Below are 18,973 nucleotides of genomic sequence, written 5' to 3'. Positions count from 1 at the left end.
ACTGCATGGATTCAATTACACATATAGCGTTAGGTGCCTGTATTGGCGAAGCTTTTTTTGAAAAAGGCTTTGGCAAAAAAGCAATGCTTTGGGGCGCATTGGCGCAGAGTATTCCGGATATTGATTTCGTTGCTTCGTTCTGGATGGGTACAGCTGATGATTTGCTGGCACATCGTGGCTTTACACATTCACTTTTATTTGCTGTACTCATTGTGCCCATCATGGCCATGGCTGCTGAAAAAATTCACCGGCCGCATAATATCAGCTTCAAAAAGTGGGCATTGTTTTTTGCAGTAGAAGTATTGATGCATTTGTTTCTGGATGCATTTAATAATTATGGTATCGGCTGGTTGATTCCATTCGATGATCACCGGTTTTCATTTAATACATTGTATGTGGCCGATATCTTCTTTTCAATATGGCCTGGCATTGCATTTGCTGCACTCCTGCTGCTCAACCGTTTTCATCCACTTCGTCCGCTGTGGTGGAAGATCGGCATTTTCATGCCCTTTCTCTATCTCACCTATTGCAGCTACAATAAGTTCTCTATTGATAAAGAAGTAAAAGAAATTTTTGTAAAGCAGAATATTCCGCATCAACGTTATTTCACCACTCCTACTCCGCTCAACAACTGGCTATGGTATGTGGTTGCAGGGAACGACAGTGGTTATTACATTGGCTACCGCTCCATATTTGATCAAAACCCGGGAATGGATTTTAATTTCTTTCCACGCAACGATTCATTATTGAATCCGGTTGATCAATTTGAAGACATGCAAAAATTAGTTCGTTTCTCACAACAATTTTATACGCTGGAAAAATGGGGCGACACGCTGGTGTTTAACGATCTTCGTTTTGGACAGATCCTCGGCTGGCACAATCCGAAAGAACGGTTTGTGTTTCATTATTTCCTGCAATATCCCAGTGAAAATAAATTAGTAGTACAGCGTGGACGGTTTACCGGCTGGAGCAAAGAAGAAATTAAATTTCTGCTTAATCGAATGAAGGGAAATAGATGAAGATGAGTAATGAGTAATGAATGATGAGTAATGAGTAAGTATCTGTTGTTGGGAAAGTATAAGTAGTTGTTGACAGTTTGTATTCCTTTGCTAGCAGGTCGAAGCTTTCCCTAGCTTTTCTGTCTGAAATAAAATGTAAACAGAAAAAACAAAAAGCGGATGATCTCATAACAAATGCGTTGCCAGATCCGTTTGAGAATGGTATTGTGTTTTTCAAATTCCTTTTCAGTAATCAGGATACAATCCCGCTCCATAATTTCTGCTAAGGTTTCTTCCACTTTCAGTGCGAAAGCTTTGTTCTGAACATCAAGATTAAGTTCAATACTGGCATATGCACTCAGGTTATTGACGTTGTAAGAACCTACGGTTACAAATTTACTGTCGTAGGTACTGAGTTTTCCATGCAATACATTGGGCTGATATTCGTACAACTCAATATTCATTTTCAACATGCGGCGGTAGAGATAACGTTCGGCATGTTTGGCCAATGAAATATCACTGGTACCGGCAGCGATCACTTTTATTTTTACGCCCCGCTTTGCAGCAAAGGCCATGTTTCGCCGAAACGCACGACCCGGTAAAAAATAACTCGACATAATGGTAATATGCGATTCAGCTTTGCGGAACATTTCCAGGTAACTGCGGCTGATCTGATTTTTCCTTCGCACCCAATCATTCCTCCGCACCCGCACCAAGCACTCTTCACCATGCGAATGAATGGATGCTTCTGTTTTCAACAGCTGGTGCTTCTTTTTTCCCCAGCCCGATTTATTCCATACATCCACGCAAAGATTGTAGATCTCTGCACTTACTTCGCCTTTACTGTACAGGGCCCAGTCGAGCCAGGCTGGTTGCCCCGGCATATCGTTATAACGATTGGAAATATTTACACCGCCAATTAAACTATGCAATGCATCTGTTACTAAAATTTTATGATGCATGCGTCGGCCAAAATAAAAATACCGGCCTTTAAAAACCGGTTCGAACCAACGGAACTGTACACCGTTTGCTTTTAGTTCTGCAATAAAATCATCCGGTAAATTTTGAGAAGCATATCCATCCAGCAACAGGTACACCTGCACTCCACGTTTGGCTGCTTTCATCAATGCATCCGCAACGGCCACACCCGTTTCATCATCTTCAAAAATATAGATCTGCAAATGAATGGTGAACCGGGCTTCTTCCACCAGTTGAAACAGCCTGTCAAAATAATCATGACCACCCCTAACCAACTCAACCTGGTTATAGTTGCTGTATGCTGAAGAAATAGAAAGCTCTTTGCCTGCCACCATCAAGGCCAAGTTAGCATTTATCTTTTTTCAAACCTTCCTGTTTTTTGAGCAATGGAAATACGATACATCACACGCTTCAGGCGGTTGCTATCGTCGAGCTCCGATTCTACTTCGTGTTGTTCACCATCAATCGTTGCACTTGTCATCATCGGAAACACCCGGTTCTTCAAAATCGTACGGGCATTTTCTGCATCCTCGTCTGTTAATTCTTCAAATGTTCCTTTCACAATCACGCTTTGCCAGTTGGCCATATTGGTCATTGCATCCACTTCAAAACAAACATTGGGATTATTGCGCAACAAATTCAACTTCATCCCTTCATTTGTTTGTCCGTAAATGTACGTGCCATCAAAAGCATACGTAACCGGTACAAGATATGGTTGTGTTGAATCTGTACAGGCGAGCCGGCCCACCACCTGACTGGCAAGCAGATTGTTCATTTGTTGTTCGTTGAGTTGTCCAAGCATAGCAAATCGTTAAGAAGATGAAATGATCATTTAAAGTTACTGATGCATGCAAGCGGGCTTACTGATGAACATCAACTGCATGGTTGACTGTTCTCATAGCAATCGATGTTATAAAAAACTAGCTTTGGTTTAATGAGCAACTTTGAGTCACATATCTACGGAAGTAAACCGGTGGTAGTTGATTTTTTTGCAGAATGGTGTGGACCATGCAAGTTGATGACGCCGGTGCTGCAGCAAGTGAAAGCAGCTGCGGGCGACCGTGTGACGGTTCTGAAGATGGATATCGACAAGAATCCGGGTTTTACTCATCGCTACAGCGTGCAGGCAGTTCCTACCCTTATCATCTTTAAAGATGGCCAGGTGATCTGGCGGAAAAGCGGTGTGGTTCCTGCCCATGAAATTCTGGAGCACCTGAATACGGTGATGAGCTGAATTGCTTCGAACCAGGTTGTTATTGCCGGGCTTTGTGCCCGGCTTTTTTTATACTGAATAATTATTACCTTGATTGTTCATGGAAGTATCGTTTGATATCTGGAAAATACTTGCAGGCGTTGCCATCTTTTTGTTAGGGATGAATATGCTGGAAGAAGCATTACAGTATTTAGCAGGCCGCCCGTTCAAATTATTTCTGCGAAAACATACGCAACATAAATTAAAAGCCATTGGTGCAGGTGCCATTGTTACTGCGTTGTTGCAAAGCAGCAGTATTGTAAACCTGATGTTGCTTGCATTTGTTGGCAGCGGTATTATTCAAATGCAAAATGGTTTGGCGATGATGCTGGGCAGTAATATCGGCACAACGTTCACCAGTTGGATCGTAGCAACTGTTGGGTTTGAATTCAACATTGAAAGTTTTGCATTGCCCGTTACAGGTATTGCCGGTATTGCTATGGTATTACTTAACAAACACAGCAAATGGTTTCAGCTAAGTAAATTCTTTTTTGGTTTCAGTTTTTTGTTTGTGGGGTTGAATTTTATGAAAACGGCTGTTGAAGCAATGGTGCAACAAACCGATCTCAGCCGCTTTAATGAATACCCTGTATTACTGTTTTTATTGATCGGCATATTGATCACCGCACTTATACAGGCAAGCTCGGCCACCATTGCATTGGTACTTGCTGCATTGCATGCAAACGCTATTGAACTTGAACCTGCCATGGCTATTGTATTAGGTGCTGAGGTTGGCACTACAATCAAACTCTTGTTGGCATCGGCCAAGGGAATTCCTGCAAAAAAACAGGTAGCACTCGGAAATTTTTTGATGAATGTTATTATCTCACTTCTCCTTGTGTTCTTTCTCGACCCATTTGCATTGTTTATCAGCGAAACCATAGGTGTCAAAAATCATGTACTTGCATTGGTGGTGTTTCAAACATTGGTGAATATCATCAGTATTGTACTGTTCTATCCGTTTTTGAATCCGTTCGGAAAATTTTTATCAAACCGGTTTGCAAAAAACAGCGATGAAACATTATTCATTCACAAAATAAAACCTGCAGAAACAGAACTGGCACTGCAGGCCATGCAACAGGAAACTGCTCATTTTCTGCAACTCATCATTGCTTATACCAAGCATATTTTTGAACTGAAGCCGGAGCAAAAGAACGGCAATGAATTTTATAAAAAATCGCCGGAAGAAAAATACGAGTTCATTAAACACCTGCACGGTGATATACTTGCGTTTTATGTGAAGATGCAGGCTAACCAAATGCAACCGGAAGAAACTGCACGGTTTCAATTATTGATTTCTTCGGTACGTAACGGCATGTATGCAGCCAAGAGTCTGAAAGATGCATGGCATGATGCACTCATTCTCAAAAACTCATCGAACGATAAAAAATTCACCTATTATGAAGAAAGCCGCAACCGCACGGCGCATTTCATTTCAACCATCGGCGAGGTGCTTACTGCAAACAAACCTGCGCCGGCAAATGCCGATGCATTGATTGCTCTTTATCGTGAAATAATAAAAGGTTATACAGAGGAACTGAGTCATTTGTATAAACAGGGTACAATCGATCACCTGAATGAAACAGAGATCTCCACCATTATTAACTACAACCGTGAATTATATACCGCTTACAAATCGTTGATCCTTGCAACAAAAGATCTGTTACTCACAGATGCTGAAGCAGTAGCCTTCGACGAATTACCCGGCTTCATCCGGTAGTAATGAGGAACATCAAAACAGTGCCTGACATTCATCATCGTTCAACAAGAAGTAACAGAATACTTTTGGTTTTCCGTTAAAGATTGTTGCCATGCTGGGAAAATTAACCACATCCGAAATAGATGAGCTGCTGTACAGTGCTAATCTGGGTCGCATAGGTTGCAGCTTCAATGGTAAAACCTATGTTGTACCTGTTAACTATGTGTACGACGGACGTTCGATTATTGCACATTCGGTGGAAGGAATGAAGGTGAAGATGATGCGACTCAATGCCGAAGTTTGCTTTGAAGTAGATGAAGTACAAAACAATAAAAACTGGAAAAGTGTAATTGCATGGGGAACGTACCAGGAAATTACCGGTGAGCGGGAACGCTACGATGCCATGAAATTATTTGTAGACCGCATGCTGAAACTGAAGATCAGTACTACGGCGCATCCGCCTGAATTAAGTGCCGAACGTTTACGCAGCGGCAGCCACAGTGTAAAGCCGGTGATCTACCGCATTCTCCTTTCTGAAAAAACCGGTCGTTACGAAAAAGAATGATCCATTCTCATTGCAAACCATGATGAGCATCATTGGAATGGCTTGCTGTAAATCCTACCTTAGAAACGAAAGAAAAATCATTCTTCACTTCAAACATTTTTACATGAACACTATTGGAAAAATTGCTATTGCGGCTGCAGCAGGTGTTGTGGCTGGTGGCGTACTGGGCATTTTGTTTGCGCCAGATAAAGGTGTGAACACCCGTAAAAAAATTACTGACAGTGGAAAAAAACTTACTGACACTGTGAAAGAAAAAATGAGTGGTTTAAAAGTAAACATCCGCAGCAAAGCAGATGCTGTGCGTGAAGAGATGGAAGAAATGGCATAAGCTTAAAACGGGCAACATGGAAGAAACATTTGTCAAAGCAGAAGAACTGGCGGAACATGTAAAAGAGTATATCAACAACCGCATGGATGCGGTGAAGTTGAATACAGCTGAAAAAAGTTCAAAGCTATTAGCAACCGTGATTGCGTCGGTTGTTGTGGCGATGTTCTTTATCACCTTTCTGTTTTTCGCCAGTACTGCTTTGGCATTTGTTTTTTCTCGTATTACAGGAGCGTTGTCGTGGGGCTTTTTAATTGTTGGTGGCATTTACCTGTTGCTTGGTGTGCTTGTATGGCTGCTGAAAGATCGTATACTGCAACTGCCCATTATGAATGCATTACTGCGGCAACTATTTACTGATGAAGATGACTACGAAGATGAATAAGATCCGATCCATAAAACAATTAAAAGTCCGGCAAAAAAAACTGGAGCAACGAAAAGTGGAACTGGAAAAAGCGATCCGTTACGACTGGCTGGATGTGAAAAAAAGTTTGAAGCCAACGAACGTAGCTGGCCAGATTTTTGCGCATCTTTTTGCAAAAGAACATCAGAACGGAGATTCATCTTTAGCTGATTCACTTTCGCAAATAGCAGCCGTACTTACAAAGATCGGCGTGGAAAAAGCAGAAGAAAAGGTAGCGGAGTGGATGTCGAAGAAATAATATGCTCAAATAATTTTTCGCTGATTACTCTCACCACTTCGCTTGATGCAGGTTCTTGAAATCCGCTACTCAGTAAACTATCTTTAAACAAGTGAAAATTATTTACTCATCATAAAACAAGGAGGTGTATATGTCAACCAGAGCGATTTCAAAACCCGGTATGCTGCCAACAGTATTTGATGAATTTTTTAAACCATGGAATGAATGGTTTGATAACGGCAGTTCATTTTTCGGACGTGTAATGACCGTACCTGCAGTAAATATTCTTGAAAATAAAAATGACTACAACGTATCATTGGCTGTACCCGGCATGAAGAAAGAAGACTTCAACATTGATGTAGAAGGAAACATGCTGACCATCAGTTGTGAAAAGGAAGTAAGCAAAGAGGAAAAGGAAGAGCAATTCACAAGAAAAGAATACAACTACTCTTCTTTCAGCCGCAGTTTTACTTTGCCTGAAGAGGTGAACAAAGAAAAAATTGAAGCGAAGTATGAAGATGGTGTATTGAAACTGATGCTTCCAAAAAAAGAGGAAGCCAAGAAGCTGGCAGCGGGCAAACATATCGCTGTGAAATAGTCTCACCGATGGTGGGATTGTAACCCGAGCCCTGTCGCAATTGATTTGTGGCAGGGTTTTTATTTTAATGAGGATGATCAGTCCATTTTCTGACGTTGGTCAGAAAGCAGCAACAGCACCGGGTTTATTTTGCAGCCTGTTATGGACTTGTCTTCTCATACAACTGTAAAATGTTATCACTGTGGTGATGAATGCATCACCGAACAAATTCAACTCGCCGGCAAAACATTTTGCTGCCAGGGTTGCAAAACCGTATATCAGGTGCTCAACCAAAGTGATCTGTGCGATTACTACGAGCTGAATCAAAACCCCGGCACCAGTCAACGCATTACAGTCCGGCAAGACAAATTCTCTTTTCTGGATGATGACAAGATCCAGCAACAACTTATCTCCTTCCGAAACGATGAACAAACGCATGTAACGTTTTATTTACCGCAGATCCACTGCAGTTCGTGTTTATGGCTGTTGGAAAATCTGCATCGGTTGAATGCAGCCGTAGTTTCATCCCGTGTGAACTTTACAAGCAAAGAAGTAGCGATCGTGTTTAACCACAGGGCAACTTCCCTGCGAAGCATTGCAGAATTGCTTACCAGTATTGGTTATGAGCCGTACATCAGTCTGCAAAATCTGCAACAGGCAAAACCACGTATTCAACGCAGCCTCATTTATCAATTGGGTGTGGCAGGATTTTGTTTTGCCAACATCATGCTCATGAGTTTTCCGGAATACCTGGGACTGGATGGCATTGAAAAAGAAATGCAGTCAACCTTCCGGTATTTCAATCTCATATTATCGTTACCTGTTCTGCTCTACAGTTCACTGCCCTTTTACCAAAGTGCATGGGGAAGTTTGAAACATAATTTTCTGAACATTGATGCGCCTATTGCACTCGCTATCATTATGACCTTTGGCAGAAGTTTATACGAGGTACTCACCAATACGGGTGGTGGTTATTTTGATTCCATGAGCGGTATTGTATTCTTTATGCTGGTGGGCCGTGTGCTGCAGGAAAAAACTTATCAGCAATTATCGTTTGAACGGGATTACACTTCTTACTTTCCTATTGCTGTAACTGTTTTAAAAAACGAGGAAGAAATTCCAACCGCCTTACCCGACATTAAAGTGGGCGATACCATTCTTCTGCATAACGAAGAATTGATTCCGGTTGATGGATTACTAACCAGAGGAAAAGCATTGATCGATTATAGTTTTGTTACCGGCGAATCCATTCCTGTGCTTAAAGAAATGGGCGAGTTGTTGTATGCAGGTGGAAAACAAACCGGCGGCAATATCGAATTGCTGGTAATGAAAGAAGTGGCGCAGAGTTATTTAACCAGCCTGTGGAATAAAGACGAAAAACAAAAACCACAACAGGTTTCGTTTGTAAATACACTCAGCCGTTATTTTACATGGATTGTTTTTGCATTGGCGGCAGCCGGTGCGTTGTACTGGAGCTTTTACGATGGCGGCCGTGCATGGAATGTTGTTACCACCATTCTTATTGTTGCCTGCCCTTGCGCCTTGTTGTTATCCAATAGTTTTACAAATGGCAACGTGCTCCGCATCCTCGGCAATAACAAATTCTATTTACGAAACGCACAGGCAATTGAAGAAATGGCGAATGCCGATCATATTGTATTTGATAAAACCGGAACGCTTACCACTACCGAAGAACAGGACATTCGTTATTCCGGAAAACATCTCAGCACTGAATTAACCGGACAAATTGCAGCCCTTGCCGCACAAAGCACACATCCTTTGAGTAAGCTGCTGGCAAAGCAGGCGGCGCATTATGGAAAGTACAATGTGCAACAGTTTCATGAACTTACCGGCAAAGGCATCAGCGGTATTGTTGATCAACAGATCATTGCAATTGGATCGGCTGAATTTGTAACCGGCAGAGTAACCCGGCAAATCAATGGCAGTTCTGTGTATGTTTCGGTTGACGGTGAGTTGATGGGTTTTTATACCATTCGTAACCATTACCGCCCTGCAATTTTTAAACAGATCCTGCAACTCAAAAAAAATTACGGCATTTCCATTTTATCCGGCGATAATGAAAGTGAACGAAGTATTCTGCAAAAAGAGTTGGGGGATGATGTGCAATTGCATTTCTATCAAAAACCGGAAGATAAACTCCGTTATATAAAACGCTTACAGGAAAATGGCCATAAAGTGATCATGATCGGTGATGGGTTGAACGATGCAGGCGCTTTGAAACAAAGCGATGCCGGTATTGCTGTAACCGAAAGCACCAACAACTTTACACCTGCCAGCGATGGTATTCTGGAAGCAGATAAATTAAGACGCCTCTCCTCCTATCTCCTGTTTACCAAAGCCAATAAAAAAGTGGTGATCGCAAGTTTCGTCCTGTCGATCCTCTACAATATTGTTGGGCTGAGTTTTGCGTTGCAGGGAATCTTATCTCCATTAGTGGCAGCGATCCTGATGCCGTCCAGTTCCATCAGCATCATCCTCTTAACCTTCGGGGCTTCCTCGTTGTATGCCCGTCGTCTCCATTTGAATTAAAAAAGCTGACCAAAGTCATCATGGGTTTGATGAATGTCAACCCTTTCTCTGATTTGCGTCAGGTTCTGCGTCCGTACTCGCCAATAGTTTTACACCCGAAAACATACTCATATGAGCGTCATCATTTTATTACTAATCGCCAGTGTATCAGTGGCCGCACTTTTCCTCGGCGCATTTCTGTGGAGCGTGAAAAGCGGGCAGTACGACGATGAAACATCGCCACCGCTGCGCATTTTATTTGATGACAAGCCTTCATCCAAAACAACAACCAAGACCACGTCCGTAGAAAAGACCAACTCTAAACCATAGACAAACAGATATTATGCAACTCGAAAAATTTCAGTACGACAACAAGATCGTAAAATACTTTGCCAATGCAACCGCCATCTGGGGCCTGGTAGGTATGACCGCCGGTTTATGGGTAGCCATTCAGTTTTATTTGCCCGCTGCATCACTCGATTATCCGGGTACAACGTTTGGCCGCCTTCGTCCCATTCATACCAACGCCATCATTTTTGCATTTGTTGGCAACTGTATGTTTACTGGTATTTATTATTCACTCCAACGCTTGTGTAAGGCACGCATGTTCAGCGATAAATTAAGCTGGATCCATTTCTGGGGATGGCAATCGATCATTGTTGCCGCAGCCGTTACACTCTTTCTTGGTTTTACTACCGGTAAAGAATATGCGGAGTTAGAATGGCCTATCGACATCATGATCACATTAGTGTGGGTAGTGTTTGGTGTAAATATGTTTGGTACTATTTTCAAAAGAAGAGAACGTCATTTATATGTTGCTATCTGGTTTTACATCGCAACATGGATCACGGTTGCTATGCTGCACATTGTGAACTCATTTGAAATTCCTGTATCGCTGTTTAAAAGTTACAGCTGGTATGCAGGTGTGCAGGATGCGTTGGTACAATGGTGGTATGGGCACAATGCCGTTGCATTCTTTTTAACAACGCCGATCCTCGGTTTGATGTATTACTTCTTACCCAAAGCTGCAAACAGACCCGTTTACTCATATCGTTTATCCATCATCCACTTCTGGGCCCTCATTTTTATTTATATATGGGCGGGCCCGCACCATTTGTTGTATACCGCCCTGCCAGACTGGGCACAATCACTTGGCGTTGTGTTTAGCGTTATGTTGATTGCTCCGAGTTGGGGCGGTATGCTCAATGGTTTGTTTACACTGCGTGGTGCATGGGATAAAGTACGTGAAGAACCGGTGTTGAAATTTTTTGTAGTAGCCGTTACCTGTTATGGTATGGCAACGTTTGAAGGACCGATGATGAGTTTGAAGAGCGTGAATGCCATTGCACACTTTACTGATTGGGTGATCGGGCACGTTCATATTGGCGGACTAGGATGGAATGGTTTCATGGCCTTTGGTATGTTGTACTGGCTTATTCCAAGAATGTGGGGAACGACATTGTATTCAAAAAAATTAGCCACTAATCACTTTTGGTTAGGCACCATTGGTATTGTGATCTATGCGATTCCATTATACTGGGCAGGTTTTGCACAAGCCGATATGTGGAAGACGTTTACTGAATCAGGTCAATTAAAATTCCAGTTCCTGGAAACTGTTACCAGTATCATCCCCATGTATATCACACGCAGCGTTGGTGGTACACTCTACCTCATTGGTGCATTCATGATGGTGTACAACTTATACAAAACAGCCAAACAAGGAACTTTTATTCCAAACGAAGATGCGGAAGCGGCACCATTGGTAAAAGAAACATCGCATGTAAAAGAATACTGGCACCGTTGGATCGAACGCAGACCGGCAACGTTATTAGTATTCAGTTTGATCGTAGTTGCCATTGGTGGTATTCTTGAATTAGTTCCTACGTTCCTCATCAAATCAAACATACCAACCATCACCAGTGTAAAACCATACACTGCACTTGAACTGCAGGGTCGTGATATTTATATACGTGAAGGTTGTTATACCTGTCACTCACAAATGGTGCGTCCGTTCCGTGATGAAGTGGCACGCTATGGTGAATATTCCAAAGCGGGTGAATTTATCTATGATCATCCGTTCCAGTGGGGAAGTAAACGTACAGGACCAGATCTTGCACGACTCGGTGGAAAATATCCCGACAGCTGGCATTATAATCATATGATGGAGCCATCGTTGATGTCGCCCGGCTCCATTATGCCACGCTATGGCTGGTTACTGGATAACAATCTTGATACAGCATCAACTCCTGCCAAGATAAGAGCCATGCAAACACTCGGTGTGCCGTATGCAAAAGGATACGATCAACAAGCCAACAAAGATCTGATGACGCAAGCCAACAGCATCCGCATCAGTTTAAAAATGGATAAGATCGAAACACCGGCGAACAAAGAGATCATTGCATTGATCGCTTATCTGCAACGGTTAGGTAAAGACATTAAAGCAGAAAAGAAAACAGAAACTGCTTCGGCTGAATAAAAAAAATTGTCCAGGGCTGCAAGGCCCTGTACATCAAATCATACAACAATGAAATTTATCAACTACCTCGAAAAGATCAGCAACGTAAGCGTTTACGGCTTAAGCTCGTTTCTCATCTTCTTTATTTTCTTCTGTGCTGTGTTTATTTATGTGATGCGTGCAAGTAAGAAAGAAATGAATGAACGCAGTCGTATTCCATTGGATTAAACAATCAAAACAACAGAGTTATGTTCACATATAAACCACAGTCTGCTAAAAACTATTTCCTACGAATCCTGTTGCTCCTTCCCTTCTTGCTTACAGGCGCAATGGCTTCAGCACAACAAACATCAAGTGCACCTCCTCCATCTATCTGGGATAATCCACTGGCATTAACCATGCTGGCTGTTATTCTTGTATTGTTATTGGTGATCGGGTTACTGGCCAATGTAGTGTTGGGCACCGCAGGATTGTTTCTTGAAAAAGAAAAAAAGAAAACCGATACGACCATTCCAACAACAATCGTCATCATCTTATTGCTTCTTTCTCCATTGATGAGCATAGCACAAGAAGAAGCGGCCGTTGCTGCAGCACCAACTTCTATTGGTGGTTTGTCTGCCACTACGTTTTGGTTATTAGCAACCGTCATTATTATAGAATTGCTGGTAATCATTGTACTGGGATTGTTTGTAAAAAGTTTTCTGGCAAAAGAAAAAGCAGTTGTTGCAGCAGTGGATGCAGCGGAGAAGAAAACATTTTCATTCAAAGAATTCTGGGATAAGTTCAATAAGTTAAAACCAATTGAGCAAGAAACTGATATTGATCTGGGACACGATTATGATGGCATCCGTGAACTGGACAACCGTTTACCACCCTGGTGGTTGTATGGTTTTTATGTAAGCATACTCGTTGCTGCAATTTATATCTGGCGTTACCATATTGCTGAAACTGCACCATTGAGCAAACAGGAGTTTGAAATTGCCATGCAGAAAGCTGAAGTACAAAAAGCAGCTTATCTCGCAAAAACGGCCAGCAATGTAGATGAAAATACCGTTGTGTTTTTGAATGAACCAACTGCATTAGATGCTGGTAAAAATAATTTTGTACAAATGTGTGCAGCTTGTCATGGAAAAGAAGGACAAGGTGGTGTAGGCCCCAACTTAACGGATGATTACTGGATCAACGGTGGAAGTATGAGTGATATTTTCAAAACGATCAAATACGGTAAGCCTGAAAAAGGAATGAAGAGCTGGCAGGATGATTACTCACCGGTGCAAATTGCACAACTGGCCAGCTTTATCAAATCACTGCACGGCACCAAACCCCCGAATCCAAAAGAACAACAAGGCGAATTATACAAAGAAGCAGCACCAAAAGCAGATTCAACAGCAACAGTAAGTACAGCAACGAATTAATTGATCGTTGACGGGAACTATCATGAATAAAGAACAAAAACAAGAAGAACAATCATTCCGTGACAGGATCGCAACCGTAGATGCGAAGGGAAAACGCAAATGGATCTTTGCGCAAAAACCGAAAGGAAAATTCTACTCTATCCGCAGCTATGTAAGTTGGTTCTTCTTTGCATTGTTTGTAGCGCTTCCGTTTATTCATATCAACGGACGTCCGCTCTTTCTGTTCAATGTGGTAAAAGCAAAGTTTATCATTTTCGGAAAAGTATTCTGGCCACAGGATTTTTTCATCTTCGGTATCATCATGATCACATTCATTGTGTTCATCATTTTGTTTACCGCTGCGTTCGGTCGTTTATTCTGCGGATGGGTTTGCCCGCAAACCATCTTTATGGAAATGCTATTCCGCAAAATCGAATACATTATTGAAGGAGATGCTGCACATCAAAAATTACTGGCAGCAGGTCCGTGGACAACAGAAAAAATTATTCGGAAATCTTCAAAGCATATTGTTTTTTATCTACTGGCATTTATCATTGCGAATTTATTTCTTGCCTACATCATTGGAGTAAAGGAGCTGTGGGTTATGATCCAGCAGCCTTCTGCAAACATTGGCACCATCGCTTCGCTTATGGTGTTCTCCTTTGTGTTTTATGCAGTGTATGCATTCTTCCGGGAACAGGTTTGTACAGTCATCTGTCCATACGGTCGATTGCAAGGTGTATTGCTTGATAAAAATTCGATGGTTGTTGCATACGATTACAAGCGTGGTGAAGAGCGCAAAAAAATCAATAAAAGTGAAGTGCGCACAGCAGGCGATTGTATCGATTGTTTTCAATGTGTAAAGGTTTGCCCTACAGGTATTGATATCCGCAACGGTACACAAATGGAATGTGTGGGTTGTACGGCTTGTATTGATGCATGCGATCACATGATGGAAAGTGTAGGTCTTGCAAAAGGATTGGTACGGTATGCGAGTGAGAACGGCATTGCCAATCATGAAAAGCTGCGTTATACACGTCGAATGAAAATGTACACGGCGTTGCTGATCGTCTTAACGGGTTTGTTAACCACTTTACTTGTAACCAGAAAAGATATTACGGCTACCGTAATGCGTACACCGGGTTTACTCTTTCAGGAAAAAGGGACCGACAGTGTTTCGAATCTTTACAATATTAAAGTAGTAAATAAAACGGTGGAAGATATTCCACTCACCGTAAAACTCGAAGATGCAAACGGCACGGTACAGTTGGTTGGTAATAACATTCATGTGCAGAAAGAAGGACAAGGTGCGGGCTCCTTTTTTATTACGCTACCGAAAAGCCGAATCACACAACGGAAAACTGTTTTGCAGATAGGGCTTTATCAGGGCGATAAAAAAATTGACGTGGTGAAAACAAGTTTCCTCGGACCACTTTACAGTAACAATTAAAAACGAATTGATATGACATTTAACTGGGGACATAAACTAACACTCGCATTTTCTGCTTTTGTAGTGTTCATTTTTGTGATGGTATACAAAGCAGTGAATACCGATTTTCAATTAGTAACCAAAGAATATTACAAAGATGAATTGGCTTACCAGGAAGTGATTGATGGCACCAATAAGGCAAATCAACTCAGCACTGCAGTATCCATTCAACAGGTAAACGATCAACTCATCATTCAATTACCGGAAGAAATGAAACAGCAAACAGTAACCGGTACTATCTGGCTTTACTGTCCTTCAGAAGATAAGAATGACCGCAAACTTGTTTTAACAGTGAATGAAGAAGGAAAACAATTCATCTCTACCAAAACAATTGCAGCAGCCGGATACCTGGCGAAGATCAGGTGGAAAGCAAATGATCAAACTTATTATACCGAACAACGCATCACGATCAAATGATAACAGAAGCAATTACAGGAGGTTTAGTACTAGGTGCATTCAGCAGCCTGCATTGCATTGGCATGTGTGGACCACTTGCTCTTGCATTGCCCGTACAGCACTTACCTGTTTGGCAACAACGCTTTGCTGCATTGATGTATAATGCGGGACGCATTGTTACCTATGCATTGTTTGGTGTTGCGTTTGGGCTTGCAGGTCGTGGCCTTTACATTGCCGGTTTGCAACAATGGTTGTCCATCATCACCGGCGCAGTGATCCTTGCATTCATTGTTCACTATTATGTGTTGCGTAAAACATGGCAACCAACATGGATCACCAAACTGCATTCAACCATTCAACAACTGATGATCCGTTTACTGCAAACCGACAAGAAAGAAGTCTTCTTTTTATTTGGAATGATCAATGGATTGTTACCCTGCGGAATGGTGTATGTAGCACTGGCCGCTTCCTTAAATTTTCATGAAGTACAAAACAGCGTATTGTTCATGACGGCTTTTGGAACCGGTACTTTTCCAATGATGATGTTGTTAACCATTGTTGGGCATCGTCTTTCGTTCTCTGTACGATCGACCATCCGGAAGGCTGTTCCTTATCTGATGACCGCTATGGCTGTGCTGCTGATCCTGCGTGGTATGAACCTTGGTATTCCTTTCATCAGCCCGGTTATGGCAGGCCCGGGCGCAACACCTGTAACATGTCACTGACCAAAATCATGTATATGACAGGTATCAGCCGTGAAATTGATGGCAGTTCTTTACAACGGCTCTTGCAAAATATAGTTTTGCTTCTTAGTGAGACTCATTTGTTCACACTGAAATACAATGATCACAATCGTTATGGCGCACAATAAAAAATATTTACAGTATCGTCACGAAACAGATACGTGGAAACGTTACCTGCATTTTATTCAGCAGGAGAACAATCATTTAAAGAATCGCCTGTCGCAGGTACTGCAACACGATACGGATGAGCAATTCCTGGAACGTGCTGAATATTTTCAGAACAAATTTGTTGCTGAAGATGACACGGTGAATATGCTGCGTCAGGATATTCAGGAACTGGATCATTTATTAACAAAAGAAAGTGGCGAGGATGGAACTATGTTGAAAGATCTGCAGAAGAAATTAAAAAAGATGCAGAAGGATATGGAAATTGTAGAACGTCAATTCAGCAAACTGAAATCCGATTTTAATTTTTATTTGGCAGAAAGTTTATAAAAAAACAACCGGAACGAAAACGGCATCTTCCACACAATTGTGTAAAAGATGCCGTTCTTTATTTTAGTATTCTTTAGTTCAGTAAATTCTCCAGCTTCTTCTCATTAAGAATCACAATATGTCCGTCTTTAATATCAATTAATTTTTCGGAACGGAAATCGCCCAATGTTCGAATAAGTGATTCAGTAGCTGTACCGGCTATACTCGCCAGGTTTTCACGACTGATGTTAATGGAGAAATGACCTTCGCCCGTTTGGTATTTTTTCTGCAGACTGATCAACGCATCCGCTACTTTTTTACGCAATGAATTGTAAGCAAGCCCTAACAGATGATCTTCTTTCTCCGCCACATTCCTTGCCAGCAGTTGAATAAATTTTTGCGACACCTGACTGTTGCTGTGCATCAGTTCATCAAAATCAGCCTTGGGAATAATGGCCAGCTCACTGTCTTCCATTGCTTCAGCGGTTTCTTTGTACGAGCCGCCTTCGAGCAACGCTACATATCCTAAAAAATCTCCTTCGTTATACAAACCAACAACAAGTTCTTTACCATCATCGTTGGTTTTAAATGTTTTTACTTTTCCCTTCACCACATAAAACAAACGGGCGGCACGGTTGCCTTCGTTATAAACTGTTTGCTTCTTTTTGTATTTATTGATGTCACGGTCGGTTGTTAACGATTCCAACGCATCTTTCGATCCGCTTGCCGCCAACAGTTTACTCATCCCATCCAAACCCGATGTATATTCTTCTTTCAGCAGATCCGCTTTTTTCAACCGTCCTTCAATGGCATTCAGTAATTCTGTTCCGCTGAAAGGTTTGGTAATATAATCGTCGGCACCTAATTCCATTCCACGTCGCAGATCACTTCGTTCAGTCTTCGCCGTTAGAAAAATAAAGGGAATATTTTTTACCGATTCGTTTTTGTGCAGTGTATGCAACACGCCGTATCCATCCAATACCGGCATCATGATATCGCATACGATCAGATCGGGTTGTTCAGCAAGAGCTGTTTCAATTCCCAGCTTGCCATTGGGCGCTGTTACTACTTTGTAATTTGCCAGTTCCAATATCTCAGCGGTATTTTCCCTGATGTCGTCGTTGTCTTCGATTAAAAGAATTTTTTTCATGTGTTCATTTCGTTTAAAACCACATGGTTCGTCTCTGAAAAAAGTCCATGTGCTGCGTCTTGGTTGTTTATGAGGTGCTGTTACTTCTGAAAAGTTATGGTAAATTCTGTTCCTTTCTCCATTTCGCTCTTACAGAAAATACGTCCGTTCATCAATTCTGCATATTTCGACACAATATGCAGGCCCAAACCCGTACCCTGTATATTGATGGCGTTGGTGGCCCTGAAAAAACGTTCAAACAAATGTGCCTGATCCTCTTTTGAAATTCCAATACCGCTGTCTTTCACCCGCAGTTCAATTTTCGTTGGCGCTACAGCCGAGTGAATTTCAATTACTGCATTCTCCGGTGAAAATTTAATAGCATTCGATAGCAAATTTAAACTGATATGTTTGAACATGCCGGGATCAAGCTCCACTTCCGTTTCGCCACTGTGTTCATATTTGATCTGCTGACCGGCCTTACTTACACTCTGCATTTCAGCAATGGTGTCGGTCATATTTTTCTTGAGATCAAAGCGGCTGTACCGTGCCTGTATTTTTCCTTCTTCAATTTTTCCTACACTCAAAAAGTCGTTGAGTATATCTGTAAGCAGATTAACCGATGAAATGATGCGTTGAATATGCTTTTCCCGCTTGGGTTGATCCTCTGTATTGGTATATTTCTGCAGCAGGTACACACTTGATAGAACTGTACTGAGCGGAGTACGAAACTCATGCGATGCAACGGAAACAAATCTCGACTTCAATTCACCCAGTTCTTTTTCTTTGTCCAGGGCTGCCCGAAGCTCTTTATCCTTTTCTTCTGTTTCCCTGATCTGCTCATTCAATTTACCAACTGTTTCCTGCAAAGAGATGGTTCGGTCTTCTACTTTCTGCTCCAGCTCTTCATTTAAACGAATGATCACATTTTCGGCTTCTTTGCGTAACGTAATATCATTCACAAATGCCACTACAAATTTATTTCCTTCAATAAAGTAATTTCCAAGGCTGATCTCCACCGGAAATTCACTGCCGTCTTTTTTAACTGCAAACAGATCCAAACCAATACCCATTGGCCGGTTCTTCGGATCGTGCAAATAACCATCTCTGTGTTTTTCATGCCGGTGATGAAAACGGGCGGGAATCAACATTTCGATTTTCTTGCCAAAAACTTCTTCCCGTTCCGCATAACCAAACTGATGTAAAGCAAACCGATTGATAGAAATAATTTCAGCTTTTTCATCCACTACAATAATTCCGATGCTGGCATGATCAAAGATGGTTTGGAAAAGCTGTGAATCTGCTATGGATTGCATGTAAATAAGATAT

Annotated in this window: 21 protein-coding genes; 17 read left to right on the top strand and 4 right to left on the bottom strand. The window is 41.8% G+C overall.

Features of this window, described 5'->3' with window-relative positions; translation table 11 throughout:
* Positions 1 to 5 precede the first annotated feature (5 nt).
* Positions 6 to 1,019, top strand: a complete 1,014-nt coding sequence (locus WG989_RS10415) for a metal-dependent hydrolase (RefSeq protein ID WP_340429261.1) — start codon at positions 6 to 8, stop codon at positions 1,017 to 1,019.
* Positions 1,020 to 1,129: 110 nt separating this feature from the next.
* Here the strand turns inward: WG989_RS10415 and WG989_RS10410 are convergent, their stop codons facing one another.
* The gene (locus WG989_RS10410; RefSeq protein ID WP_340429260.1) at positions 1,130 to 2,311 is read right to left on the bottom strand and encodes a phospholipase D-like domain-containing protein; all 1,182 of its coding nucleotides are present in this window, start codon (positions 2,309 to 2,311) and stop codon (positions 1,130 to 1,132) included.
* Between the two features lie 17 nt (positions 2,312 to 2,328).
* Entirely contained in the window at positions 2,329 to 2,778 is a 450-nt protein-coding gene (locus WG989_RS10405; protein WP_340429259.1) for a pyridoxamine 5'-phosphate oxidase family protein, read from the bottom strand.
* A gap of 132 nt (positions 2,779 to 2,910) precedes the next feature.
* Here WG989_RS10405 and trxA point away from each other — a divergent pair, with 132 nt between their 5' ends.
* The 16 genes from trxA to WG989_RS10325 all read left to right on the top strand — a co-directional run bounded on the left by trxA (position 2,911) and on the right by WG989_RS10325 (position 16,536).
* The gene (gene trxA, locus WG989_RS10400; protein WP_340429258.1) at positions 2,911 to 3,210 is read left to right on the top strand and encodes a thioredoxin; all 300 of its coding nucleotides are present in this window, start codon (positions 2,911 to 2,913) and stop codon (positions 3,208 to 3,210) included.
* A gap of 79 nt (positions 3,211 to 3,289) precedes the next feature.
* Entirely contained in the window at positions 3,290 to 4,948 is a 1,659-nt protein-coding gene (locus WG989_RS10395; RefSeq protein WP_340429256.1) for a Na/Pi cotransporter family protein, read from the top strand.
* 91 nt (positions 4,949 to 5,039) lie between these two features.
* Positions 5,040 to 5,492 carry a pyridoxamine 5'-phosphate oxidase family protein gene (locus tag WG989_RS10390; RefSeq protein WP_340429255.1) on the top strand — a complete coding sequence of 151 codons (453 nt, stop codon included), beginning with the start codon at positions 5,040 to 5,042 and terminating at the stop codon, positions 5,490 to 5,492.
* A 103-nt stretch (positions 5,493 to 5,595) separates the two neighbouring features.
* Positions 5,596 to 5,820 (top strand): YtxH domain-containing protein, encoded by a 225-nt coding sequence (locus tag WG989_RS10385; RefSeq protein ID WP_340429253.1) that lies wholly within the window; start codon positions 5,596 to 5,598, stop codon positions 5,818 to 5,820.
* Positions 5,821 to 5,836: 16 nt separating this feature from the next.
* On the top strand, positions 5,837 to 6,202 hold the full coding sequence (locus tag WG989_RS10380) for a phage holin family protein (RefSeq protein WP_340429252.1): 366 nt from the start codon (positions 5,837 to 5,839) through the stop codon (positions 6,200 to 6,202).
* The gene (locus WG989_RS10375; protein WP_340429251.1) at positions 6,195 to 6,479 is read left to right on the top strand and encodes a hypothetical protein; all 285 of its coding nucleotides are present in this window, start codon (positions 6,195 to 6,197) and stop codon (positions 6,477 to 6,479) included. The genes WG989_RS10380 and WG989_RS10375 overlap by 8 nt, the downstream gene beginning before the upstream one ends.
* Positions 6,480 to 6,609: 130 nt before the next feature.
* On the top strand, positions 6,610 to 7,056 hold the full coding sequence (locus WG989_RS10370) for an Hsp20/alpha crystallin family protein (protein ID WP_340429249.1): 447 nt from the start codon (positions 6,610 to 6,612) through the stop codon (positions 7,054 to 7,056).
* 141 nt (positions 7,057 to 7,197) lie between these two features.
* Positions 7,198 to 9,585, top strand: coding sequence for a heavy metal translocating P-type ATPase (locus WG989_RS10365; protein WP_340429248.1), 2,388 nt, complete (start codon positions 7,198 to 7,200; stop codon positions 9,583 to 9,585).
* Between the two features lie 111 nt (positions 9,586 to 9,696).
* On the top strand, positions 9,697 to 9,894 hold the full coding sequence (gene ccoS, locus WG989_RS10360; RefSeq protein WP_340429247.1) for a cbb3-type cytochrome oxidase assembly protein CcoS: 198 nt from the start codon (positions 9,697 to 9,699) through the stop codon (positions 9,892 to 9,894).
* A gap of 13 nt (positions 9,895 to 9,907) precedes the next feature.
* Positions 9,908 to 12,040 carry a cytochrome-c oxidase, cbb3-type subunit I gene (ccoN, locus tag WG989_RS10355; protein WP_340429246.1) on the top strand — a complete coding sequence of 711 codons (2,133 nt, stop codon included), beginning with the start codon at positions 9,908 to 9,910 and terminating at the stop codon, positions 12,038 to 12,040.
* Positions 12,041 to 12,088: 48 nt separating this feature from the next.
* Complete coding sequence (locus tag WG989_RS10350; RefSeq protein ID WP_340429245.1) at positions 12,089 to 12,247, top strand: CcoQ/FixQ family Cbb3-type cytochrome c oxidase assembly chaperone; 159 nt, start codon at positions 12,089 to 12,091, stop codon at positions 12,245 to 12,247.
* 20 nt (positions 12,248 to 12,267) lie between these two features.
* On the top strand, positions 12,268 to 13,434 hold the full coding sequence (locus WG989_RS10345; protein WP_340429244.1) for a cbb3-type cytochrome c oxidase N-terminal domain-containing protein: 1,167 nt from the start codon (positions 12,268 to 12,270) through the stop codon (positions 13,432 to 13,434).
* Between the two features lie 22 nt (positions 13,435 to 13,456).
* The gene (gene ccoG / locus WG989_RS10340) at positions 13,457 to 14,863 is read left to right on the top strand and encodes a cytochrome c oxidase accessory protein CcoG (RefSeq protein WP_340429243.1); all 1,407 of its coding nucleotides are present in this window, start codon (positions 13,457 to 13,459) and stop codon (positions 14,861 to 14,863) included.
* Between the two features lie 12 nt (positions 14,864 to 14,875).
* Positions 14,876 to 15,319 (top strand): FixH family protein, encoded by a 444-nt coding sequence (locus tag WG989_RS10335; RefSeq protein ID WP_340429242.1) that lies wholly within the window; start codon positions 14,876 to 14,878, stop codon positions 15,317 to 15,319.
* Positions 15,316 to 16,023: a sulfite exporter TauE/SafE family protein gene (locus WG989_RS10330; protein ID WP_340429241.1), complete on the top strand. Its 708-nt coding sequence runs from the start codon at positions 15,316 to 15,318 to the stop codon at positions 16,021 to 16,023. The genes WG989_RS10335 and WG989_RS10330 overlap by 4 nt, the downstream gene beginning before the upstream one ends.
* Before the next feature lie 117 nt (positions 16,024 to 16,140).
* Positions 16,141 to 16,536 (top strand): hypothetical protein, encoded by a 396-nt coding sequence (locus tag WG989_RS10325; protein ID WP_340429240.1) that lies wholly within the window; start codon positions 16,141 to 16,143, stop codon positions 16,534 to 16,536.
* Positions 16,537 to 16,609: 73 nt separating this feature from the next.
* Here WG989_RS10325 and WG989_RS10320 read toward each other — a convergent pair whose 3' ends face one another.
* Positions 16,610 to 17,665, bottom strand: coding sequence for a response regulator (locus WG989_RS10320; RefSeq protein WP_340429239.1), 1,056 nt, complete (start codon positions 17,663 to 17,665; stop codon positions 16,610 to 16,612).
* 80 nt (positions 17,666 to 17,745) lie between these two features.
* A complete protein-coding gene (locus tag WG989_RS10315) occupies positions 17,746 to 18,960 on the bottom strand; it encodes a PAS domain-containing sensor histidine kinase (RefSeq protein ID WP_340429238.1) in 1,215 nt (404 codons plus the stop codon).
* Positions 18,961 to 18,973: the final 13 nt, after the last annotated feature.

This window comes from Lacibacter sp. H407 (assembly GCF_037892605.1).
Taxonomy (GTDB): Bacteria; Bacteroidota; Bacteroidia; order Chitinophagales; family Chitinophagaceae; genus Lacibacter.
The sequence above is the reverse complement of the archived record's forward strand: the minus strand, read 5'-3'. Positions and strand labels throughout refer to the sequence as shown.

Bases quoted from the DNA above. Each gene is read 5' to 3' on its own strand.
- WG989_RS10415 (WP_340429261.1), top strand. From the start codon at position 6: ATGGATTCAATTACACATATAGCGTTAGGTGCCTGTATTGGCGAAGCT.
- WG989_RS10410 (WP_340429260.1), bottom strand. From the start codon at position 2,311: ATGGTGGCAGGCAAAGAGCTTTCTATTTCTTCAGCATACAGCAACTAT.
- WG989_RS10405 (WP_340429259.1), bottom strand. From the start codon at position 2,778: ATGCTTGGACAACTCAACGAACAACAAATGAACAATCTGCTTGCCAGT.
- trxA (WP_340429258.1), top strand. From the start codon at position 2,911: ATGAGCAACTTTGAGTCACATATCTACGGAAGTAAACCGGTGGTAGTT.
- WG989_RS10395 (WP_340429256.1), top strand. From the start codon at position 3,290: ATGGAAGTATCGTTTGATATCTGGAAAATACTTGCAGGCGTTGCCATC.
- WG989_RS10390 (WP_340429255.1), top strand. From the start codon at position 5,040: ATGCTGGGAAAATTAACCACATCCGAAATAGATGAGCTGCTGTACAGT.
- WG989_RS10385 (WP_340429253.1), top strand. From the start codon at position 5,596: ATGAACACTATTGGAAAAATTGCTATTGCGGCTGCAGCAGGTGTTGTG.
- WG989_RS10380 (WP_340429252.1), top strand. From the start codon at position 5,837: ATGGAAGAAACATTTGTCAAAGCAGAAGAACTGGCGGAACATGTAAAA.
- WG989_RS10375 (WP_340429251.1), top strand. From the start codon at position 6,195: ATGAATAAGATCCGATCCATAAAACAATTAAAAGTCCGGCAAAAAAAA.
- WG989_RS10370 (WP_340429249.1), top strand. From the start codon at position 6,610: ATGTCAACCAGAGCGATTTCAAAACCCGGTATGCTGCCAACAGTATTT.
- WG989_RS10365 (WP_340429248.1), top strand. From the start codon at position 7,198: ATGGACTTGTCTTCTCATACAACTGTAAAATGTTATCACTGTGGTGAT.
- ccoS (WP_340429247.1), top strand. From the start codon at position 9,697: ATGAGCGTCATCATTTTATTACTAATCGCCAGTGTATCAGTGGCCGCA.
- ccoN (WP_340429246.1), top strand. From the start codon at position 9,908: ATGCAACTCGAAAAATTTCAGTACGACAACAAGATCGTAAAATACTTT.
- WG989_RS10350 (WP_340429245.1), top strand. From the start codon at position 12,089: ATGAAATTTATCAACTACCTCGAAAAGATCAGCAACGTAAGCGTTTAC.
- WG989_RS10345 (WP_340429244.1), top strand. From the start codon at position 12,268: ATGTTCACATATAAACCACAGTCTGCTAAAAACTATTTCCTACGAATC.
- ccoG (WP_340429243.1), top strand. From the start codon at position 13,457: ATGAATAAAGAACAAAAACAAGAAGAACAATCATTCCGTGACAGGATC.
- WG989_RS10335 (WP_340429242.1), top strand. From the start codon at position 14,876: ATGACATTTAACTGGGGACATAAACTAACACTCGCATTTTCTGCTTTT.
- WG989_RS10330 (WP_340429241.1), top strand. From the start codon at position 15,316: ATGATAACAGAAGCAATTACAGGAGGTTTAGTACTAGGTGCATTCAGC.
- WG989_RS10325 (WP_340429240.1), top strand. From the start codon at position 16,141: ATGATCACAATCGTTATGGCGCACAATAAAAAATATTTACAGTATCGT.
- WG989_RS10320 (WP_340429239.1), bottom strand. From the start codon at position 17,665: ATGAAAAAAATTCTTTTAATCGAAGACAACGACGACATCAGGGAAAAT.
- WG989_RS10315 (WP_340429238.1), bottom strand. From the start codon at position 18,960: ATGCAATCCATAGCAGATTCACAGCTTTTCCAAACCATCTTTGATCAT.